The organism is Streptomyces sp. SLBN-8D4 (assembly GCF_049739545.1).
In the GTDB taxonomy this organism is placed as follows: Bacteria; Actinomycetota; Actinomycetes; order Streptomycetales; family Streptomycetaceae; genus Streptomyces; species Streptomyces canus_C.
The window spans coordinates 5027174-5046389 of record NZ_JBMGQC010000001.1; the positions used below are offsets into that span (position 1 = coordinate 5027174).

Sequence of the window (19216 nt, forward strand, 5' to 3'; positions counted from 1 at the left end):
ACAGCCGTGGACCGAGGAGAGAAGCTGTGAGCACCGAGAACGAGGGCACCGCGGTACCCCCGGCCCCGTCTGCACCCCCCGTGCCGGTGGACGCTCCCGCGGCTTCGGCCCACCAGGCCTCCGACGCGGGCGCCTCCACCCCTCCGGCCCCGCCGCACGCCTCCGACGGCGCACAGGGACCGGAACTCGTGCACGCGGGACCTGCTCCGGCGTACGCCTCGGCACAGGGGCAGCAGCCCGGCGCCCCGGGCGGCCCCGAGGGCGCCTGGCCGCCGCCGCAGCCTCCGGGCACCCCGTCGTACGCCGACGGCGGTGCGGGTGCGGGCGGGGCCGGTGCGGGTGGCGCCGGTCCGACGGGTGTCTGGGGCGCGGGCTACCAGCAGCCCGCACCGAAGCCGAAGAACGGCCGCGGTGGTCTCGTCGCCGCGATCCTGGTGGCCGCGCTGGTCGCCGGTGGCCTCGGCGGCGGTCTCGGCTACACCCTGGCCAAGAACAACGACAACGGCTCCTCCACGACCCTGTCCGCCTCCGACAGCGGCGGCAGCGTCAGGCGTGACGCCGGCACCGTCGCGGGTGTGGCGCAGCGGGCCCTGCCCAGCACGGTCACCATCGAGGCCGAGTCGACCAACGGCGAAGGAGGCACCGGAACGGGCTTCGTCTTCGACACCCAGGGTCACATCGTCACCAACAACCACGTGGTCGCCGACGCGGTCGACGGCGGGAAGCTGACCGCCACCTTCCCGAACGGCAAGAAGTACGACGCCGAGGTGGTCGGCCACGCCCAGGGCTACGACGTGGCGGTCATCAAGCTCAAGAACGCGCCGAGCGACCTCAATCCGCTCACTCTGGGCAACTCCGACCAGGTGGCGGTGGGCGACTCCACGATCGCGATCGGCGCCCCCTTCGGCCTGTCGAACACCGTCACGACGGGCATCATCAGCGCGAAGAACCGCCCGGTGGCCTCCAGCGACGGCAGCGGCAGCAACGCCTCCTACATGAGCGCGCTGCAGACGGACGCGTCGATCAACCCGGGCAACTCGGGCGGTCCCCTCCTCGACGCGCAGGGCAACGTGATCGGCATCAACTCCGCGATCCAGTCCACCAGCGGCGGCGGCCTCGGCGGCACCAGCCAGTCCGGCTCGATCGGCCTCGGCTTCGCCATTCCGATCAACCAGGCCAAGTACGTCGCCCAGCAGCTGATCAAGACCGGCAAGCCGGTCTACGCCAAGATCGGCGCGTCCGTCTCCCTGGAGGACTCCACGGGCGGCGCGAAGATCACCACCGAGGGCGCCGGCGGCTCCGCCCCGGTCGAGTCGGGCGGCCCCGCGGCCAAGGCCGGCCTCAAGCCCGGCGACGTCATCACCAAGCTGGACGACCACGTCATCGACTCCGGTCCCACCCTGATCGGCGAGATCTGGACCCACAAGCCCGGCGACAAGGTCCAGATCACTTACGAGCGTGACGGCAAGACCCACACGGTCGATCTCACCCTGGGCTCCCGCACCGGCGACAGCTGACCCCCACGCCCCCGCCCCGACCCGTTACTCTGTTCCCCGCGCCACGGTCACCGGCGGCGCGGGGTGGGTTGCCCGAGCGGCCTAAGGGAACGGTCTTGAAAACCGTCGTGGCGCGAGTCACCGTGGGTTCAAATCCCACACCCACCGCGTAGCAGGTCAGAGACTTGCAGGTCAGAAGGGGTGCCACTCTCCGGAGCGGCACCCCTTCCGCATGACCTTGTCTCACCCTGATTCGGCGGTATCCCACCTCTGACCAGTGCGTGCGGCCAACCTGCGGCCAGGATTTACGGCCCCTCCGTCGAACCGGATGCACTGCTGGGAAGCTCGTCATCGTGGGTGTCGGCTATGAGTTCGGCGAGGGTGAAGTGGGCGTCGTAGCTCCACCCTCGGCTCTCGACGCGCACGGTGTAGCTGCGATCGGACACGCGGAAGACCCGTCTTCTCTGTCGGCGACGCCCTGCTTCCGTAAGGGCATCTGCCACGGTGTCGATGATCCGCAGCATCTCTGCAAGGGCTTGGGCTTCGGTCCCTTCCAGTTCCTTGTGGATGTTGTATCGGAAGGCTTCCGCCTCACCGGAAGCTTGCACGATGGCCCATCGGGGCACGGTGTTCTCCAGTCCGTGAGACGACGTGAGCCGTACACGTGACCCCGTCGCGCAGCGGGCCCGAATCCGGCTTCGGATTCGGTGATCTTGGCGCGGGGAGACTATCGGAGAGGGACCGAACGAGTGCTGCCTTCCGGATCTTCAAAGGGCGGGGTTCCTAGCCCTCCTGCTCCGCCAGCCCCTGCTCAATCAGGGCGTTCATCTTCGCTTCCTCGCCGTCCAGCACCTTGGCGTAGTAGCGCTGGAGAACGGCGACACTCTGGCCCGCGCGACGGGCTGTCTCGGCAAGACTCACCCCCGAGCGGAGCCAGAAAGACACACAGGCGTGCCGGAGGTCGTACGGGATCGCGGCCAGCGGGGAGGCGACTTGGGCGGGCGTGAGCACCTTCCTGCGGGCCTCCTTCCAGGCGGCACCGTACTCCTGTGAACGAATCGGCCCGCCACGTACGGCGCTGAAGAGTCGCCCCTCAGGCGTGGTCCCGAACGCGTCCAGGTGGGCACGCAGAATGGCGACCAGGATCGGCGGGATCGGCACCGGCCGCACCGCGCGGCGGGCCCGATGCTTCAGTTGCCGCTCCTCGTAGGGCTTACCGTCGTCCGTCCAGGCGGAACCCACCTGAGGGCGGGCACCAGAGAGCATGAGCCGGCCCCACCCTTCCTCCGGTAGTTCGCACTGGTCAGCACTCAGCATTGACACCTCTTCCGGGCGCATCGCCGCGTAGTAGATGCAGGCGAAGAACGCGACCAGGTGGGCGCCGCGAGTCCCCTGTGCACGGACCGCGTCGAGCAGGGCTCGTGCCTGTACGGGCGTGGCGACGCTGCGCACGTCGAGTTCCTCGACTGCTTTGGGCGTCTCCCAGTGGACCCGCAGCAGGGGATTGCCCGGCAACAACTCGTGTTCAACAGCCAGGCGAAGGCAGTTGCTCAGCACCGCGCGGCGGCGCCGGAACGTGTTGGCGGCTGCGGACTTCCCGTCCTGTCGCTTGGCAAGGTGTTCCAGCACTGTGCGTACGCGCTTGGCGCTGTCTAGGTCGACCACGGCCGGCGCGTTGCGTTCCACCCAGGCCAGTGCCTTGGCTTCCGCGTCTGGTGGCTGTTGGTCGTGACGCCCAGCGTTGAAACCCCACTGGTAGAGGGCGCGACGCAAGAGTTGGTCATCCGGGCGCCCCTTGCCCGTCGGACACAGGGCCATCGTGGCGATGGTCAAACTCTCCGCGATGCTCGCTCGATGCTTCGCTGCCGCAGTGGGCCATTTCCGGGCAGCGTGTGCACGCGCGTGGGTGTACCAGCTCGTCCGGTTCCGCTCGCGCACCTCCGAGACGGGAAGCCCTGTCTCGGTGTCGAACGGCTCGCCTTTGCGTGTAGCCGTCAACAGCTCTGCCCGACGGGCGTCCGCGAGTGTCTTGGTCGCGAACTTCTCGTGGAACTCGATTTCGTCGACCAACCAGCGCAGTTGGAACGGAGCGGACTTGCTGGAACGCTTACGGACGCTCCAAAGGCGCACGTTGTAGCTATGCATTGTTCTCCCTCATTGGGAAGGGGCCCCGCCGCGCGGCGGGGCCCCTGGGTCGGTCAACGTTCAGGCGGCGATCTCGTGCTTTGCCCACCACGCGTCCAAGTCGCTACGGCGGCAACGGATCTGTCCGTTCGGCAACTTGATGAGCTTTGGCGCCTTACCCCGGGCACGCATCCGGTAGAAGGCGGCGCGGCTCATCTCGATCTCTTCAAGGACTTCGGCGAGCTTGAGCTTCTCGGTGCTGGCCAAGGCTGTGACTCCTTCTCAGAGCGAGGCGTCTAGAGGGGGTACCTCTGAGGGGCGCTACTTCCGCTACTTCCGCTACCTCGCAGGTCAGGGGCCTGTTGGAGGTAGCGGGAAGGGGTAGCGGTAGCGGATGGGTAGCGGGGCGGTAGCGGCAACCGGGGTGGGTTGCCGCTACCGCATCAGTGCTGTTCAGGCCGCGTTTTCGGTGCCGGGTAGCGGAGGTAGCGGACTTTCCGGGGGTGGGGGGCAGTAGCGGGCCCACGCGTCCCACAGATCGGCGACGTAGTAGCCCTTGAGGACGCTCCCGGCGGCCTTGATGTTGCGGGAGGCGATCGGCTCGTTGTCGACCGTCATGTACTCCGCGAGCATCTTGGACAGGCGCCGGTTGTCGAGCGGCTTGCCGTGCAGGTCGGCCCATGGCGCGTCGTCCAGGGCGTTGAGCCGGTCCAGGATGGCGACGGTGGGAAGGCGGTCGATGCCGACCATGACGTGATCGCGCAGGTCGGTGAGCAGCCGGACCCCGAGACTGCCTTTGTCGTTGGCCTTGGACGCGGTGACCAGGGCGACGCAGGCTGCACGGGCCCGCTTGGGCCAGTTACCGCCCGCGGCGTCCGCGATCGCGAGCAGCGGTTCCCACACGTCGGCGGGCCGGTCCGTGACGCCCTCGGGCAGGGTCGGCCACGCGTTCATGACGCGCTCGCTGACCTGCTCTGCCCAGGTGGCGAGCCGGTCGCGCAGGGCGAACCCTTCCTTCTCGTGGATGCGGGTGCGGTAGGGCTCGATCTTCTCGTTGCGGGCCCTGCGGCGCATGCGGATGTTGACGGAGCGGTCCCGGATGGTGTCGGGCAGGTAGCCGAGTCCGGCCACAGCGACAGCGGCGTAGGAGTGGAACGCCTGCACGGTCTGGTTGGCGCCGTCTCCCACGCAGCGGAACATCGGCCGGTTGCGGCGGTGTCCTGCGTTGATGAAGCCCCTAAGCTGCTCGTTCTCCCCGGCCTTGGGGCCGAAGATGGTGTCGATCTCGTCGAAGAGGATCGTGGGGCGTTTGCCGTCGACCCCTGCCACCGCGCGGAAGAGCGCGGCGGCGGAGGCGTCGACAGCGGCCATGGGGTTGGGCACGAGCGTTTCCACGATCTCCAGCGCCCGGGACTTCCCGGACCCCGGTTCGGGGGACAGGAAGGCAAGGCGCGGGGTGGACTCGAAGCAGTCGAGCAGGTGGGCGTGCGCGTCCCACAGGACCACGGCGACGTAGGCGGCTTCGTGGGGGAAGACGTTGAAGCGGCGGTGGAAGGCTTCCACCTCGTTGAGCAGCTTGGCCCCGTCGATGGGCGTGGGGGTCATGCGGCGGCCCTTCCTTCCTGGGGGTTGGCCGGTGTGCCGGTGCAGGCCGTCTTGTGGTCCTGGTAGTCGGCGATCAGGCGGGCGACGGTCCGGGGCCCGCGTGCCCGGCGGGCCTCGCCGCAGGGGCAGGCCCATGCGGCGGTGGGGGTGTCGCCGTAGCGCTTGGACCAGCGGGCGCCGTCGTGGTGGTCGCGGTAGACGGGCGGGGCGTAGATGCGGATGCCGGGTCGCTCCGGTGTGGGGTCCGGGTCGGGTCCGGGGTCCTGGTCGGGGGCCGGGGAGCGGTCAGGGCGCAGAGCAGTGACGACGCCCTGTCGGGCGGCGTCCTTCGGGGCGCCTGCGGCCGGGCGGGGCGGGACCCAGCGGGCGGCGTCCGGGCCGTCCTGGGCGAGGGTGATGCTCTTCAGGGAGGGGCGGGAAGGGGTGCTCATGCCGCATCCCGCCTGCGGGTGTTGTGGGTGATGGACCAGTTCAGGGCGCTGCGCAGGGTGGAGCGGCACTCGGAGACGGTGAGTCCGGCCGCCTCGCCTGCCTCCTGAAGAGCCTGCTCAACCACGTGCCGGGGGAGGTCGCCCCACGCGACGAACCGTCCCAGGGCGCGCGCGGCACGGAACAACGCGGCTTCCCGCGCCCCGAGTTGAGCCGCGGCGACGGATCGCGCCTCACTGTCGAGCGCTACATCCGCATATCGCCGCGATTGCCCCGCTACGGCCACCGAAGGGGCCTGAGACGTCCTGGGGGCCGGTTCGAGGATGCTTTGCAGCCAGGACGGCAGAGAGGCCGCCACAGAGCCGCACAGAGCCTCATAGGCCCCGGAGGGGGTGCAGGACCCGGCGGCGACGACGTATCCGCCCCATGCCCGGGTGTCGACCAACTCGCCGATGGTTCCTGCCGTGTTGGGAAGGCGGATGCCGTCCGGAGCGGCGAGGTACAGGTGCTGTCCGCCGCTCGCGGTCCGGGTCCGGTAGGTGTCGGGGACGGGGTGTCCGGCGCGCTCGCAGACCGCTCGGAAGGTTGCCGCGCCGCTAGGCGCGTCCGAACTGCCTTTGTCCTTGGGCATGTCGAGGTCGACGACCAGCAGTCCGGAGGGGCCGGTGGCGATGCCCACGTTGAACGGCGCCCGGGACCAGGCCGCGCGGATGCGGTCGGGGTCGGTGGTGGCGCGCTGCTCCCACTTGCGGTGCCCCGCGGTGCATTCCCTCGTGCGGGGGCATGCCTGCTCGCCGTGCAGGGCGGGCCGCTTGGTGCCGGGACGCAGGGGGAAGACGTGCCAACCGCGCTCGGCTGCGTCCAGCGCTGCACGCAGCAGCGCGGAACGGGCGTCATAGGTCATGCTGGATGTCTCCAGTTCCTTGATGGGTGACTGGTGGACAAGGGCGGCCCTGTTCTTTGGCGAGAGGGGGCCGCCCTGCCTGTTGCCGGTGGCGAAGGGGGCTCGCGTGGCTGAGGTAGTGATCAGCGCTCGACTGCACGCGAGGATCGAGCGGGACTTTCCGGAGCCGGGCGCCGCGAAGGGGGTTGAGGGTGCGTTGCGGAAGCTTGCGGAAGAGCTCCAGGACTCACGGCAGGACCCGGAACGGCTCATGGCTGCGGCGGTATTGATCGCGCAGGGAGACGTGGGCAGGTTTCGGCGGGCGGTTGGCATTGCCCGGCAGGACTGGCGTGACCTGCTCATGGGCGGGGGGTTGGGGCACGAGGACTGGCCGCGTGTCCTGGATGAGGAACTGAGCGCCTGACAGCGGCAGGTCATCCGTGGAACTTGTTCCGCTTGAAGATCGCTTTGCGGATGTTGACCGTGCTCCCGCTCTGGTGGCCGTGCGGCTTGAAGATCTGCACGGCCACGAACCCGCCGAAGCAGATAGCGGCGAGCGTGATGAGCTGAGTGATCAGCGCGGTCAGGGCGGTGATGAAGGTGGTGAGCAGGAGCAGGCCGCCGCACACCGCGAGGAAGCCGACGCCCCCGAGGGCGACGTTCACGGCCGCGCGGGAGACGGGCGGCTTGGCCGCAAGGGGTTCGGGCTGCACGGGGCTCATGGCGTAGCCGGTGACCACACGTCCGTCGGGCAGGACGATGCTCGCCACCGACGGCACGGTGCCCGGCTGGACGGAAACGAGCGGTGCCGGCGCCCTCACTGCGGGCGGAAGCGGGGTCGGCTGGTGGACTTCCACGGTCCGCTCAGCGGCCGCGTGATGGACAGGTTTGGGGTACATGCGGAATCCCTTCGGAGGGTGGTCCGGGGAGGCAAAGGCACCCCCTTGCAGGGGCGCTGTGGAGGGGGTTTCAGAGGGCTGACCTGGGATGCCTCCCCGCCTCCCCGAAACGGTGTTTTCGCTGATCAACGTGGGGGAGGCGGGGTGGGGAGGGGGTTGGGGAGTTCTCCCCGCCTCCCCGGGGCGGAGGGGTTGGCCTCCCCGTGTTCAGGAGGCGGAAGCGGAATCCTCGTCGTCGCGGTTGGCGAGCGCGGTGAGGACGTCTTCGCGGCGGATGACCATGCGTCCGTGGGACTTGTAGGACTCGACGCCGGCGGCCTCCAGCACGCGCTTGAGGTCGCCGTTGGTCCAGCGGCCGTAGGCGTCCTGGTCGAGCATCGCGAGCCGCTTGAGGACGTCGGTGGTCAGCGGGCGGGGCGACTCGCCGATGGCGGTTGCGATGTCGGCAAGTGCATCGCGCTCCTCACCTCGCTCGATCACGGTCAACGTGGTCACCCCGTCGCGCAGGGCCTTGGCGCGGGCGGCGATCGCCTTGGCGGGGTCGTCGTCGATGAAGTGGGTGCGCACCGTGATGGACGCCTGACCCTTGGGGATGGTGATGCCGTCGGAGGCGACGACCAGCGTTCCCTTGTCCAGACCCTGGCGCAGCAGGTGCGGGGCGGCACCCCCGTTGACGGCCTTTTCTCCCAGGGCCATTACGGCCTGTGATTCGGTGCCCAGCACGAGGGAGGCGCGGGTGTGGGCGCCCTCGCGCACGAGCTTGGGAAGGTTCTGGTCGGTGGGGTCCTGGGTGCCCTGCCACATCAGCACGTCCACGGCACGGCCCTGGTTGTGGATCTTGCGGACGGCCATGAAGTAGCGGGAGGTCGAGGACGATCCGCCGTAGGGGCGCTTGTCGTCGTCCTTGACCGGGCACATGAACGCGACCTGCGCTTCGTCCACGATCACGATCAGGGGCGGGAAGGTGGCGGTCGGGTCGTTGAGGCGCACGTCCATGCGGCGGTTCATCTCCTCGACCGCGCGCTCCACCATTTCGGTGACCTGGATGACGTGGTCGTCGGTCGGGCCCTGGATGAGCACGTCGGCGATGCCGTCGAACATGGCCCAGTCCCCGATGCCCTTGAGGTCGCCCAGCCAGAACTGCACCGAGCGGTCCAGGGCGAGCCACAGGGCGAGCGCCCGCAGCGAGGCCGTCTTGCCCTGGTTGGACAGACCCGTGACCAGCACGTGGCGCTGGTACAGGCTGAGGGTGGCCGCGTCGCCGCGCAGGTCCTGGCCCCACGGCGCCTTGCCAGTCTTGTAGTTGGCGGTCATCGTCTCGTCGGTGACCAGCGGGGACGGCCCGATCGGCTCATCCAGCGCCCCGGAGTCGGCGATCCACAGGCGCACGGTGCGGGCCGCCTCAGGGATGGTGATGAACACTTCGTGCTCGTGCCGGGTCAGGTTCTCCGCCAGCTTGCGCCGCTTGGCCTGCACCTCGTTCGTGGCCACCCCCGAGGGCAAGGTGACGTCGACCTCGACACCGCATCCCGCGATCCGGATCGGGCCCAGCATGGACGCGCCGGCGTCGCCCATCTCCGTGATCGCCTTGCGCATCGCGGGGATGCCGAGATCCCGCAGGGCCTTGACGACGATGGACGGCGTGATCGGCTCCCCCTCGCTGTTCCGGACGCCTGCAGGCATGACCCATGCGGGTGCTGCCTGCTGCTTGCTGCCGACCGCCCACATGCCCAGCAGGGCCAGCAACGGGCCGATCACGAGGGCGGGGCCCCATACGACCTGCACGATCCGGATCAGCAGGCCGATGAACTCGATCGTGGCCGCGAGCGGGGTGATCACGTCTTTGATGTCGTGGTTGTTGATGGCCATCACGACCCCGAGCGCGACCAGCACACCGATGCTCATGCCGACCCCGACCCCGACGCCCTTGGCCACGTCGACCGGGGAGTGGAGCAGGTCCATGCGGCGGCGGTGGCGGGCCTCGCGGAAGCGCTGAAGACGCTCCTCCCACTCCTCCGCTACCTCGTAGTTGCCCGCGGCTTCCGCCGCGCGGAGCATGCGCTCGTAGCGGGCACCGGTCTTCCCGTCCCACGTGCGGCGGGCCACGATCCGGCCGCCGTTGACGGTGTAGAGGCCGTGACGGACCACGGCACGGGCGGTCGTCCTGGTGGTCTCGTGGGTGACGGCCGTGCGCACGGCGCGCCCGGAGCGTACCCACAGTGGAACGGGCTTGGCCGGGGCGGGGTCGGGGACCACGGTCAGCGTGGTCACGGACGCATCCTGATCAGGGGTTTCGGTGTGCTTGTGGAGGCTGACGACGTTCTCGGACATGCTGGCAGTACTCCTGACTGCCCCGATCGGGGCGGGAGTTGCGGGAGGGTGCCGGGGTGGCCGGGTCCGTGGCAGGGACGGCCACCCCGACGTTCGAGGCGTACGGGCCGCGCGTCACGCGGCGGGGGAGCGCTGGTGGGCGCGGTCACCACCAGCCCGACGACTTCTTGGCGGCCTTGGCGGTGGCGGCCTCGGTGACGATGCGCTGACGCTCGGTCTGAAGCGCGGTCATTTCGGCGATCAGCCGGGTCTGCACCGACTGCCACACCGTCTCCAGCTTGCGTTCGGCGCGGCCGGTGCTCTTGGCCCGCAGTGTGCGGTAGGAGCCGGAGGCCAGGGCGCCCATGACCTGACGCCGTTCCGAGCTGGTCAGGGGCCACATTTCCTCGTTGCGGACCGCTTCGAGCTTGCGTTCCGTCCTCTGGATCTCTTTGTCCAGGCGGCGGGTGTTGGGCTTGCCCATGGTCAAGCACTCCTGAGGGAAGGTGAGTTGTCGGGGAAGGCGCAGGTCCCGCACATGCCGAGCGAGGGCGGGATGACGTATCCGGCATCCCGCCGGCAGGCGGGGCAGGTACGGCGCGCGGTGTTGGCCTTGGCCAGGGCCGCCCACCGTGCCGGGGTCATCGGGCGGACCGGTTTGGCCAGGTCAACGCGGTAGAGGTAGGCGATGAGCGGGCCCCGGCGGCGGCGCGGCCGTTCGAGTTGAGCGGCCACGTCCTGACCGCCGGGGCGCAAGTCGAGCGCCCGGAGCTGGCGGCGGGTGGCGTAACCGTCCGGGGCCAGACGCCACCGGAACACCGGAAGCGTGCCCATCAGGACGTCGCGGCGGCCGTGGCGGCGCGTTCGGCGAGCAGCGCGTCACGCAGCTTGCGGGCGTTGGCCGGCGATGTGCGGATCGCGCGGCGGATGCCCTCAGCGGTCACCTTCGCATCGGGCAGAGCGGCGGTCACCGACCGTGCCTCAGTGAGCAATTGATCGGGGGTGCGCCGGGGCCGGGGCGATCGGGCAGCGTCGGGAACCCGACCGGTCACCCCACGCGGCGCAGTCGATCCGGCAGCCACGGTCCGCCCCACCGGGGCCGCGATCGGCGCCGGGGTTGGGGCGGGGATGGCGGGCATCGGCTTGAGCGGAAGAATCGACTTGCCCAGGTCGACCGCGACCGGCTCCGGCACCGGAAGCCGGGTCAACGTCACGGCCGGGGCCGGGGTCGATTCCCCCAGGTCAGCCGTAGACCGTTTCCTGATGTTCTTGGTGGATTCCTCCGCATTCGTTGACGCAGTGAGTGCGGGGGCGGCGGGGGTGCCGAACATCGACGCGAGGGCGGCATCGGCGCCCTCGGTGACCCGATCGCGCTGGACATCGAGCAGCCTCGATCCAAGCGCCGTGTCACCGACGCCGATCCGGCGGGCCAGACGCCACGACTTACGCTCCGAGAACTTCCTGACCCACTCGGTCGGATGCTGAGCGGCGCGGGCGCGGTGGTAAGCGAGAGCCTGCACGAGATCGGCGGTGTGCCGCTCGTGCTCCGCATCGCGACCGTCGGTGTGCACCACGATCCGCCGCGCCAGGAACGCCATGCCCTCAGCGGAGACGGACATGCCCATCGGGGTTAGGGCGTAGATGACGGTCCGGGCCGGGTCAGGCGCGGCCATAGCGCCCATCACCGATGCGGCGGCGGGCAGCGCCCACAGACCCATCCGTACGACGCGCGGCGAGGACTGCCCAAGCATGGTCAACCCGAGCAGGACCAGGGCAAGCACAGCGGTAGCGCCCTCGCCGGCGGCGAGAGCTCCGAGGGCGGTGCCGCGTCCGTAGGCGTGGCCGATGTTGCTGTAGGTGCCGATACCGCCGATCACGCCTGTGGCGAGCATCGGCACGAACGCGGCCGTCAGCACACCGATCTGAATGTTCGTCAGCTTGGTCCGGTTCACAGCGCACCCCCGGCGGTGAGCAGGAGGGCGAGGATGAGCAGGGCGCCTCCGGTCAGGGTGAGGTCGACCGCCCGGCGCAGGCCGGTGAACTTGACCACCGCGAGCCGGGACAGGCCCGCAACGTCGGAGGCCAGATCCCGCGTCACGGCGTCGGTGATCTGGTCGGGGGTCAGGGTGGCCCACAGCGGGAAGCCGTGCCGGCCGGTCAGGTTGGGGCGTACCGAGCGCAGCAGCAGAGCGGCCGCCGCGATCAGGAGCGTCATGCCGAGTCCGCCCACGATCAAGGCGGGCGGGGTCAGGGGCAGGTCGCGGGCGATGGTCCACGCGCCGGCGAGCACTGCGCCGACGAACGCCAACAGGAGCGCGACCTTGTTGTCGGTCCGCGCGATCTCCGCCTTCACCTCAGCGTGCGCGGCCGTCAGCTTCGGGTCGGTGGTGCTCATGCGCCGACCTCCGGCAGGGTGATGCCGGCGGCGCGGTTGGCCAGGGCCCTACGCTCGCTCAGCACCCGGTTACGGGCCCGGCGGATACGGCGGGCGTCCAGCTCGGTCGGGGTGCGGTCCAGGGTGATGATCTGCGCGTCGAGCAGGTCGACGTCCGCCAGGATCAGCGACATCTCCTGCTCGATCGCGTCCAGCTCCGCATCCGTCGGCTCCATGAGGTCGGCGAACGCGGTAACAGCGGCCTGACCAGTAACGATGAGTTCCATTGGGTCGTGTGTCCTCTCAGCAGGGGAACGGCCCGAACAGCGGCCCCGGGTCTAGCCACCCGGGGCCGCGCGCCGTTGAAGTCGGTCATTCCGGCTCCCCTCAGCGCCGCTCGTACGAGACGAGCGGCGGAGGCAACCGGCCCACAGCACATGAGCTGCGGAAAGGTCGGATTGCGCTGTACCGCGCACGGGACAGAACCCGTGCGCGCCCGCCCGCTTGGTCGCGGAGGTAGGGCGGGATTCCCTCAGCACTCTGTTGAGTTTTCAACCAATCCGCGTTCACTTTGTACTCGCCCTCACGGGCTTTCCTCCGGACGCTGTCAGCGCAGGCGGGCATACTCAATGGTGTTGCACCACCTGCTCAGCTTGTTGGTACAAGCTGATGTGGTGATGCTGCACCCACGGACAGTGAGTCGTCAAGGGGGTTGGGCCTGCATGTACCAACAAGTTGCGCGAGTGCGTCATGATGAAGGCATGAGTAAGCAGCCGAAGTACCGACAGGTCGCGGACGTGCTACGTCGCGAGATCGCCAATGGCACCTACGCGCCCGGCGCTCGGTTGCCTTCCGAGAACGACCTACAGCAGCGGTTCGACGCGTCGCGGAACACCATCAGGAACGGCCTAAGCCTGCTGGTCGGAGAGGGCCTCATCTCGTCCAGCCAAGGGCTTGGCTACGAGGTGAAGTCGCAAGAGGTGTTCGAACTCAACGCCTCGCGCTTCGAGAACCTGACCTTCCCGCAGAACGGTGACGCATACAGCACGGATGTGACTAACGCGGGGCGGCGGCCACACCAGACCTTCCGAGTTGAGATGCTGCCGGCGCCCCAAGAGGTCGCTGAGCGTTTGAAGGTCGAGCCCGGTACGACGGCAGTATTGCGGTTTTGTCATCGCTACGTGGACGACGTTCCTTGGTCCACACAGGCCACCTACTATCCATCGTGGCTGGTCGACGCATCACCGCGACTGGCTGAGCCTGGAGACATTGAAGAGGGCACAACCCGCTACCTGGCTGCTCAAGGCATCGAGCAAATTGGGTACTTCGACGAAATCGCCGCACGGATGCCAACCCCGGAAGAAGCGCGGCTGTTGGAGATCGGCGCAGGCGTACCAGTTCTACTTTGGACGCGAACCGGTTACTCGGCTGACTGCCCGATCCGGTGCACCATCACCACCTTCCGGGGCGACTTGAACCGGATGAACTACGAGATCGGCGAGTTGGCCGCCCGAAGCGAGAACACATGATCATCACGCTTGCAGAGCCGCACGATGTAGCCAAGCTGCTAGCCTTCCGCGAGGAAGCCGCGGCTTGGCTGCGTGGGCTCGGTTCTGACCAGTGGAGCCGCCCATATCCGGCTGACAAGCTCCTCGGCACGATCGAAGCGGGCACTGTGTTCATGCTCCGCGACGGGCACACAACTGCCGGCACCATCACGCTCACCCCGGACGCCGAAGACGGCCTCTGGACTGACGACGAACTGACCGAACCGTCGATGTTCATCAACAAGCTCACTGTGGCCCGCGAGTACGCGGGGCAGAACCTTGGCGGTCGACTACTCGACTGGGCGGGCGACCGGGCGCGGCGTGCAGGGGCCCGGTGGATTCGGCTGGACGCATGGACCACGAACGACGCGCTCCAGCGGTACTACGTCGAACAGGGCTTCACGCACGTTCGTACGGTCCGGGGAGGCGGAGCGGTGAACGGTGGTCCAAGGGTGTCCGGTTGGCTCGCGCAGCGGCCGGCACGGTTGGCCGATCACGGATTCACGGATCGGACGCCAGAGCCCGATCGCCTCCCATTTGCGGCCTGAGTGGCGTCCCTCAGCAGAGCCGGGGGGCCGAGCAAGCCCACCCCTAGTACTCCAGCTAGAACCGGGACAGCGCAATGACATCGGCACAGTCCAACATCACACACTGCAGCTTGGCGATCACGAAGGGCAGCGTCTCACGGCGCTTGATCACGATCTACTGCTGAAGTACTAGTTCCACAAATTAGGTACTCTCATTTCCCTCGCTGGAGCCAGTCTGCTGCTCCCCACCCTGCCGCCCCTCCCCTATTACGGAATTCCTGATTGAGTCAAGGACAATCCGCGGAGACACCCCTAGCCTATTTCTTCCCCAGAACATTGCAGGACCCAGCAGGAGCATAAGAGCCCCCGGCATCATGCCTGCTACGGGAAGACCGGCTGCTGCCGATGCGCCCATCATAAGAGCGGCAGCAATTGACCCGCAGATTACGATAAAGCCGTCTCGTGGAGGGTCCGTCTCTGCAGATGAACGAACAGTCGATTCGATCTCTCCACTGTCCGGCAAATCAAGGAGACCAAGCCACCGCTGCTCAAGTAAGCGTTCGAGCAGCAGGCCAGTCACTTTGACCATCCCAGGAAGATCCGCTGCCCCGCCTGAAAGAACCCGACCCGAATGAAGCGTCAGCTCTTTCTGAACCAATGCCACATGATTCAGCACAGCCTCCCTCCTTTCTGGATCGGAGAAAGCATTTGAACTAGAAGCAAAGTCTCCGAGGCGAGCGCACAGACGTGAGCAATAGTACTCCACGTCCAACAACTTTTCCTCACCGCGAGCAATTCCCCAGCAGTGCGAAAGGAGATCAAGGCAGAGAGTTATAGCAGTGAGGTCAGACAAATCGCGATCCCAGCCCCCGAACCCACGACGAAGCCGCAGCAAGAAAAGCACCACTGCACCCAAAATCCCGGCCGCTTGACCCACATCCCTCACGTCTCTAGGTGTCAACCCAGGGTCATTAGGCGTCAAGACGGTAAAGTAGACAAGTATCGCCACCATCCCCAGTCCGACCAATGCCAATATTGCACTACCCAACGCATTAAGTGCCGCACGCACGCCTTCGGCATATCGAGCGTCTTGCAGTAGGTTTTTGTAGGAAATAGCGATCGGAGACCCGAAAGCGCGACTTACTGCACTAGAAGTCCGCGCTTTGCGCCTCACCTCCGCATCATCAGAATGAACCGTGAACGGAATGGCGGGAAATATTCTGCAGTCACGCCATGGCGTCTTATCGGACAGGAAAGCGCAAAGCGCTTGCGCAATCAATAGGCCAAGAATCGGAATTAGAGTCACACTGACTGCAGTATCCACCGCAGCTCGCGCCCAAGTAACTTTCACAGGTCCCCCTGTACTCGTCGCCCGATGATCCCGCACTGTTTTTCCTGTGTCTGCTGTATCTGTGTGAACGCCTCGGGCGCATCCCGGCCTCTAATAAGAGCCGTGAAATTCTAGACGACTAGCGCTTCGCCAGTCGCGACCCCTTAGTTGGAGCCGTCATCAGTCTCAGCCGATTCGCGTCTACCCTGGAAACTATCCCGGACTTGTTGAAAAGCGGAACCAGGACTCATACCCAGTCGTCCTGATGACGCGGCTGGAGTGATGGCAGCGACTCCGGCCAGTCCAAGAGTTATTCCTGCAGGGGCTCCAGCGACCGTAGCCAAAGCAACAACAACAAATGAGGCAACGATGCCGAGTAGAACGACTCTCTGATCTTTTTTCGAGTCGGTTGCGTCACTCGCAATCTGTGAGACGGCATTCCGTCCTCGCTCGGAAAATTCGCTTTCATCTAGCAGGCCGTGCCAGCGACCTTGGATAAGCCTACTCAGCACGCATGTTAGTAGTTCGAAAACCCTAGGTTCGTCAGCCCAGCCGCGCGTGAGCAGCTGCCTGCTGGCATCTTCGAGCGTGGCCGTTACGGCTTGGACGTGTAGTGCTAGTTCCTGACGGCGCACAGACGGAACGTTAACTTGACCCGAGTGGGCGTATTCCGTGAGGTCCCTACACAAGTCATTTATGGCTGCATCGAGCTCTATTGGCTGAGCTTTACCGGATCGCACTTCGAGGAATATTCGAAGACAGGTGACGGTCTCTCGAACAGCGGAAACGAAACCATCAGCCGCTAATCTGGCCTTATGTGTTCTATTGGTTGAAATCAAAAGAACGACAAAAATCACGAGAGATCCTATTTGCAGCCCGAAGCCTGGACCGTAGGTGATTTTCCAAAAACTTTTCGCGTGCATCAGGCGTGGATCTAGGCGACCGGCAGCGAGTATTGGAAATACTACCAGAGGGAATGCCCAGAGGCTCTGGATTTGGAACGATGCGACCCTTCCATGTCGTGCTCTATCGGCTGTGAGCAACGCTTTGCTGAGTGCTGACTCATCGAGAGGTGGCGTAAGGCCGTAGTTGGTGAGGGTCCCCGCAATGTATTTCGCCGTCTCTGTGAAATTCTTTTCTCTTTTTTTGTCTCTCCTTTTTGCGAAAAGGCCAACCCTTCGCCAGCTGTGGTCACGCAATGATTGCTCGTGACGTGCCTTTAGGAAAAACCATATGCATGTAGAGAGGCAGACTCCTACATAAAAGAGAACGGTTATCATACCCGCCATTGTGTCGCTGATGGCTGCCTCCTCCATGTGATGGATGGACATGATGACCCTCTTTGAGTCTGGCGGTCCACGACTTCGCCGAGTACTACCTCCCTGTCCTTGAGTGAGGGCGCAGCGCAGACTGTGTCACTCGCCCATCCGTCGGGACCTCACTGGCGTGGGCCCGCAGGTCATGCGGTGCGTCCTGCCCGCTGTTGCCCGGCCGACTGGGAGGTGGGGTCTCAGTCGCGGTCCCGATTGGTGCCAGGTGCGCAGCCGTCCGCTTACATCCGGTGACGTGCGGCAACCCCACTGGCCAGGTGACTTCTCCCGCGCTGGACATCGGCGGACGCCCCCGGATCAAGATCACACAACTTGTAATGCGTAGTTGCCAGCCTGTCGTTGCAGCCTGCTGCGCCATCCCTGCGGCCATCCTCTGGCCAACCTAGGTCAGGGTGATGGGCTTCGTGCACCCAAGCGCAGGTCAAGGCTCAAGTGCCCGCGTGTAACTGACTGGTCTTGAAAACCGTCGTGGCAGCGATGTCACCGTGGGTTCAAATCCCACACCCACCGCAGCGGATGAGAGCCTCTGGCCGGCAAGATCGGGCAGGGGCTCTCGCCGTTCGTGGTCCACGTCGAGGCTTGCGGGCGTGGTTCATGGCGTCCAGGTGGAGTGCGCCGGGCCTCCGCCCGAGGAAGACGCCCCTTTCGGGTGCGGGGTGGGCAGGCTGTGTGGCTCCGGTGTCGGGACTGGGTAGGGAAGCAGGGCGTCCTGACCGGTTCTCACGGGGGTGGCGGCGAGCGTGGAGCGTACGACTCGGATCGGGGTCACCGGCCACCGAGACATCCCCGAGCCGGTGCTGGAGTGCGTCAGCACCGGAATTCTCGACGAGTTCAAGAACCAGGCCGCGGGTGGTCGCGTCGAGGCGTTCAGCGCCCTGGCCGGCGGCGCCGACCAGTTGTTCGCCGACCTCGCACTGCGCAGCGGGATTCCCGTCACCGCGGTGATCCCCGGCACGGACTACGAACGTCACCTGGGCGGGCAGGCGGTCCGTGGCGCGTTCCGCCGGCTGCTGCTCGCCTGCGCGGACCGGGTCGACCTGCCGGTCGAACGCACCCGGGAGGAGGCGTACGCGGCGGCCGGTCGTTGGATCGTGGACCACACGGACCGGCTGGTGGCCGTGTGGGACGGCGAGCCGGCGCGTGGTCCGGGGGGCACGGGGGACATCGTGGCCTACGCCCGTCGTGTGGGCGTACCGGTGAACGTCCTGTGGCGTCCCGGGGCGCGGCGTCCCTGAGGCCCACCTCGCCCCGGCCCGCCTCATCCCCCGAACCGTGCGAGCCAGTCCGTGTGCTGGGGCAGCATCAGGTGTTCCGTGTCGGAGACGGCCCGGGGCCACTGTTGCTCGGCCACGCTCTGGGCGAGGACGGCCCGCTGGGTTTCCAGTCCCTCCCGCACCAGCGCGTGCGCGTACGAGAGCGGGTGGTGACGGCGGGTCTGCAGCCAGGCGACGCCGGTCGCGGCCGAGGCGGCGAGCAGGCCGCTGAGGTCCCAGCCGGAGGCGATGCCGGCGCTCCGGGCCACCGCGGCGGTCAGGGCCAGCAGGGTCAGCAGCGCGGTCAGCGCGGACCAGACGGCGGCGGACCGGCGCGCCTGGACGGCCCGGCTGCCGTACCAGCCGAGTTGTTCGATCACACGGTCGCGCAGGTAGATGTCCTTCCGGACGGCGAAGGACTTCTCGCGTACCGCCCGCATGGCGCGGGTGATCTGGGGGTGGCGCGGATCGTCCGCCTCCTGACGGCTGGCCGGGTCCCACAAAGTGCTCCTGGCCTGACCCGAGCCCGGTAACGCGCCCGCGACCGGCTCCCCGCCGGGGCCATGGGCAGGTTCCTGCCAGCCTATGCGCCGTAACGCCCGCAGGTGTTCCTCCAGTTGCTGGTTGAACAGCCCGTCGGGATCGGGCACCTCGGAGTGGAACGGCCCGCCGTGCACCATGTACTGCCACGCCAGCGACTTGACCGTCTCGGCGGCGTCCCGGTGCGCCTGCCAGTGGGCGCGTGCCCGGCGGCGCTGGACGACGACACCGGTGGCCACGGTGAGCCCGTACAACACGGCGGACAGGGCCGTGAGGACATGGCTGTCGAAGTGGTCGGCCAGGGTGGCGCAGACGGTCGCCACGAGCAGGAGCGACAGCTGGGTCGTGCTGGCCCGGAACGCCTCGCTCTGACGATTCAGCGCCCACTGGTCGTTGGAACGGAACAACGGCGGCAGATCGTCGTTTCCTATCGTCGCGCGCGGCCCAGGAACGTTTCGCCCGGGTGTGGTTGCCGCCATGGGGGTCACCTCGCCATGAAGAGGGGAAGACTCATGGTGACTTGGAGTCGTGCGGGTGCCAACACCGCGTTGTCGAGGGGGCCTTGGTG

The 19216-nt window shown here is 67.2% G+C and carries 20 protein-coding genes and 1 tRNA gene; 6 read left to right on the plus strand and 15 right to left on the minus strand.

Annotated elements, in window-relative coordinates; all coding sequences use genetic code 11:
- The first annotated feature begins 26 nt into the window (after nt 1-26).
- Together RKD20_RS22700 and RKD20_RS22705 are read left to right on the plus strand one after the other, a co-directional pair.
- Complete coding sequence (locus RKD20_RS22700; protein WP_424879321.1) at nt 27-1517, plus strand: S1C family serine protease; 1491 nt, start codon at nt 27-29, stop codon at nt 1515-1517.
- A gap of 62 nt (nt 1518-1579) precedes the next feature.
- Nucleotides 1580-1664 (plus strand) — tRNA-Ser (locus RKD20_RS22705).
- A gap of 137 nt (nt 1665-1801) precedes the next feature.
- Here RKD20_RS22705 and RKD20_RS22710 read toward each other — a convergent pair.
- The 6 genes from RKD20_RS22710 to RKD20_RS22735 form a co-directional block, all read right to left on the minus strand.
- Nucleotides 1802-2122, minus strand: a complete 321-nt coding sequence (locus RKD20_RS22710) for a hypothetical protein (protein ID WP_424879322.1) — start codon at nt 2120-2122, stop codon at nt 1802-1804.
- Between the two features lie 157 nt (nt 2123-2279).
- Entirely contained in the window at nt 2280-3641 is a 1362-nt protein-coding gene (locus tag RKD20_RS22715) for a tyrosine-type recombinase/integrase (protein ID WP_424879323.1), read from the minus strand.
- 60 nt (nt 3642-3701) lie between these two features.
- A complete protein-coding gene (locus RKD20_RS22720; RefSeq protein WP_398216866.1) occupies nt 3702-3887 on the minus strand; it encodes a helix-turn-helix transcriptional regulator in 186 nt (61 codons plus the stop codon).
- A 186-nt stretch (nt 3888-4073) separates the two neighbouring features.
- Nucleotides 4074-5225 carry a DUF3631 domain-containing protein gene (locus RKD20_RS22725; RefSeq protein WP_424879324.1) on the minus strand — a complete coding sequence of 384 codons (1152 nt, stop codon included), beginning with the start codon at nt 5223-5225 and terminating at the stop codon, nt 4074-4076.
- The gene (locus RKD20_RS22730; RefSeq protein ID WP_424879325.1) at nt 5222-5656 is read right to left on the minus strand and encodes a hypothetical protein; all 435 of its coding nucleotides are present in this window, start codon (nt 5654-5656) and stop codon (nt 5222-5224) included. The genes RKD20_RS22725 and RKD20_RS22730 overlap by 4 nt, the downstream gene beginning before the upstream one ends.
- Complete coding sequence (locus tag RKD20_RS22735) at nt 5653-6558, minus strand: bifunctional DNA primase/polymerase (protein ID WP_424879326.1); 906 nt, start codon at nt 6556-6558, stop codon at nt 5653-5655. The genes RKD20_RS22730 and RKD20_RS22735 overlap by 4 nt, the downstream gene beginning before the upstream one ends.
- A 106-nt stretch (nt 6559-6664) precedes the next feature.
- On the opposite strand from RKD20_RS22735, the gene RKD20_RS22740 reads away from it, so the two are divergent.
- The gene (locus RKD20_RS22740; protein ID WP_424879327.1) at nt 6665-6961 is read left to right on the plus strand and encodes a hypothetical protein; all 297 of its coding nucleotides are present in this window, start codon (nt 6665-6667) and stop codon (nt 6959-6961) included.
- Between the two features lie 10 nt (nt 6962-6971).
- Here the strand turns inward: RKD20_RS22740 and RKD20_RS22745 are convergent, their stop codons facing one another.
- The 7 genes from RKD20_RS22745 to RKD20_RS22775 form a co-directional block, all read right to left on the minus strand.
- Nucleotides 6972-7436, minus strand: a complete 465-nt coding sequence (locus RKD20_RS22745) for a hypothetical protein (protein ID WP_424879328.1) — start codon at nt 7434-7436, stop codon at nt 6972-6974.
- Nucleotides 7437-7643: 207 nt separating this feature from the next.
- Nucleotides 7644-9767 (minus strand): FtsK/SpoIIIE domain-containing protein, encoded by a 2124-nt coding sequence (locus RKD20_RS22750; protein ID WP_424879329.1) that lies wholly within the window; start codon nt 9765-9767, stop codon nt 7644-7646.
- A 145-nt stretch (nt 9768-9912) separates the two neighbouring features.
- Entirely contained in the window at nt 9913-10230 is a 318-nt protein-coding gene (locus RKD20_RS22755) for a hypothetical protein (RefSeq protein ID WP_424879330.1), read from the minus strand.
- Between the two features lie 2 nt (nt 10231-10232).
- Complete coding sequence (locus tag RKD20_RS22760) at nt 10233-10580, minus strand: RRQRL motif-containing zinc-binding protein (protein ID WP_424879331.1); 348 nt, start codon at nt 10578-10580, stop codon at nt 10233-10235.
- On the minus strand, nt 10580-11638 hold the full coding sequence (locus RKD20_RS22765) for a conjugal transfer protein (protein ID WP_424883292.1): 1059 nt from the start codon (nt 11636-11638) through the stop codon (nt 10580-10582). Before RKD20_RS22765 ends, RKD20_RS22760 begins: the two co-directional genes overlap by 1 nt.
- A 56-nt stretch (nt 11639-11694) precedes the next feature.
- On the minus strand, nt 11695-12141 hold the full coding sequence (locus RKD20_RS22770) for a Pycsar system effector family protein (RefSeq protein WP_424879332.1): 447 nt from the start codon (nt 12139-12141) through the stop codon (nt 11695-11697).
- On the minus strand, nt 12138-12407 hold the full coding sequence (locus tag RKD20_RS22775; RefSeq protein ID WP_424879333.1) for a DUF6284 family protein: 270 nt from the start codon (nt 12405-12407) through the stop codon (nt 12138-12140). The genes RKD20_RS22770 and RKD20_RS22775 overlap by 4 nt, the downstream gene beginning before the upstream one ends.
- 474 nt (nt 12408-12881) lie before the next feature.
- Here RKD20_RS22775 and RKD20_RS22780 point away from each other — a divergent pair, with 474 nt between their 5' ends.
- Together RKD20_RS22780 and RKD20_RS22785 are read left to right on the plus strand one after the other, a co-directional pair.
- Nucleotides 12882-13649: a GntR family transcriptional regulator gene (locus RKD20_RS22780; RefSeq protein ID WP_424879334.1), complete on the plus strand. Its 768-nt coding sequence runs from the start codon at nt 12882-12884 to the stop codon at nt 13647-13649.
- On the plus strand, nt 13646-14215 hold the full coding sequence (locus RKD20_RS22785; RefSeq protein WP_424879335.1) for a GNAT family N-acetyltransferase: 570 nt from the start codon (nt 13646-13648) through the stop codon (nt 14213-14215). Before RKD20_RS22780 ends, RKD20_RS22785 begins: the two co-directional genes overlap by 4 nt.
- Nucleotides 14216-15688: 1473 nt before the next feature.
- Here RKD20_RS22785 and RKD20_RS22790 read toward each other — a convergent pair.
- Nucleotides 15689-16855 (minus strand): hypothetical protein, encoded by a 1167-nt coding sequence (locus RKD20_RS22790; protein ID WP_424879336.1) that lies wholly within the window; start codon nt 16853-16855, stop codon nt 15689-15691.
- A 740-nt stretch (nt 16856-17595) separates the two neighbouring features.
- On the opposite strand from RKD20_RS22790, the gene RKD20_RS22795 reads away from it, so the two are divergent.
- Nucleotides 17596-18090: a hypothetical protein gene (locus RKD20_RS22795; RefSeq protein WP_424879337.1), complete on the plus strand. Its 495-nt coding sequence runs from the start codon at nt 17596-17598 to the stop codon at nt 18088-18090.
- 23 nt (nt 18091-18113) lie between these two features.
- Here RKD20_RS22795 and RKD20_RS22800 read toward each other — a convergent pair whose 3' ends face one another.
- Nucleotides 18114-19055, minus strand: a complete 942-nt coding sequence (locus tag RKD20_RS22800; protein WP_424879338.1) for a DUF4231 domain-containing protein — start codon at nt 19053-19055, stop codon at nt 18114-18116.
- Nucleotides 19056-19216: the final 161 nt, after the last annotated feature.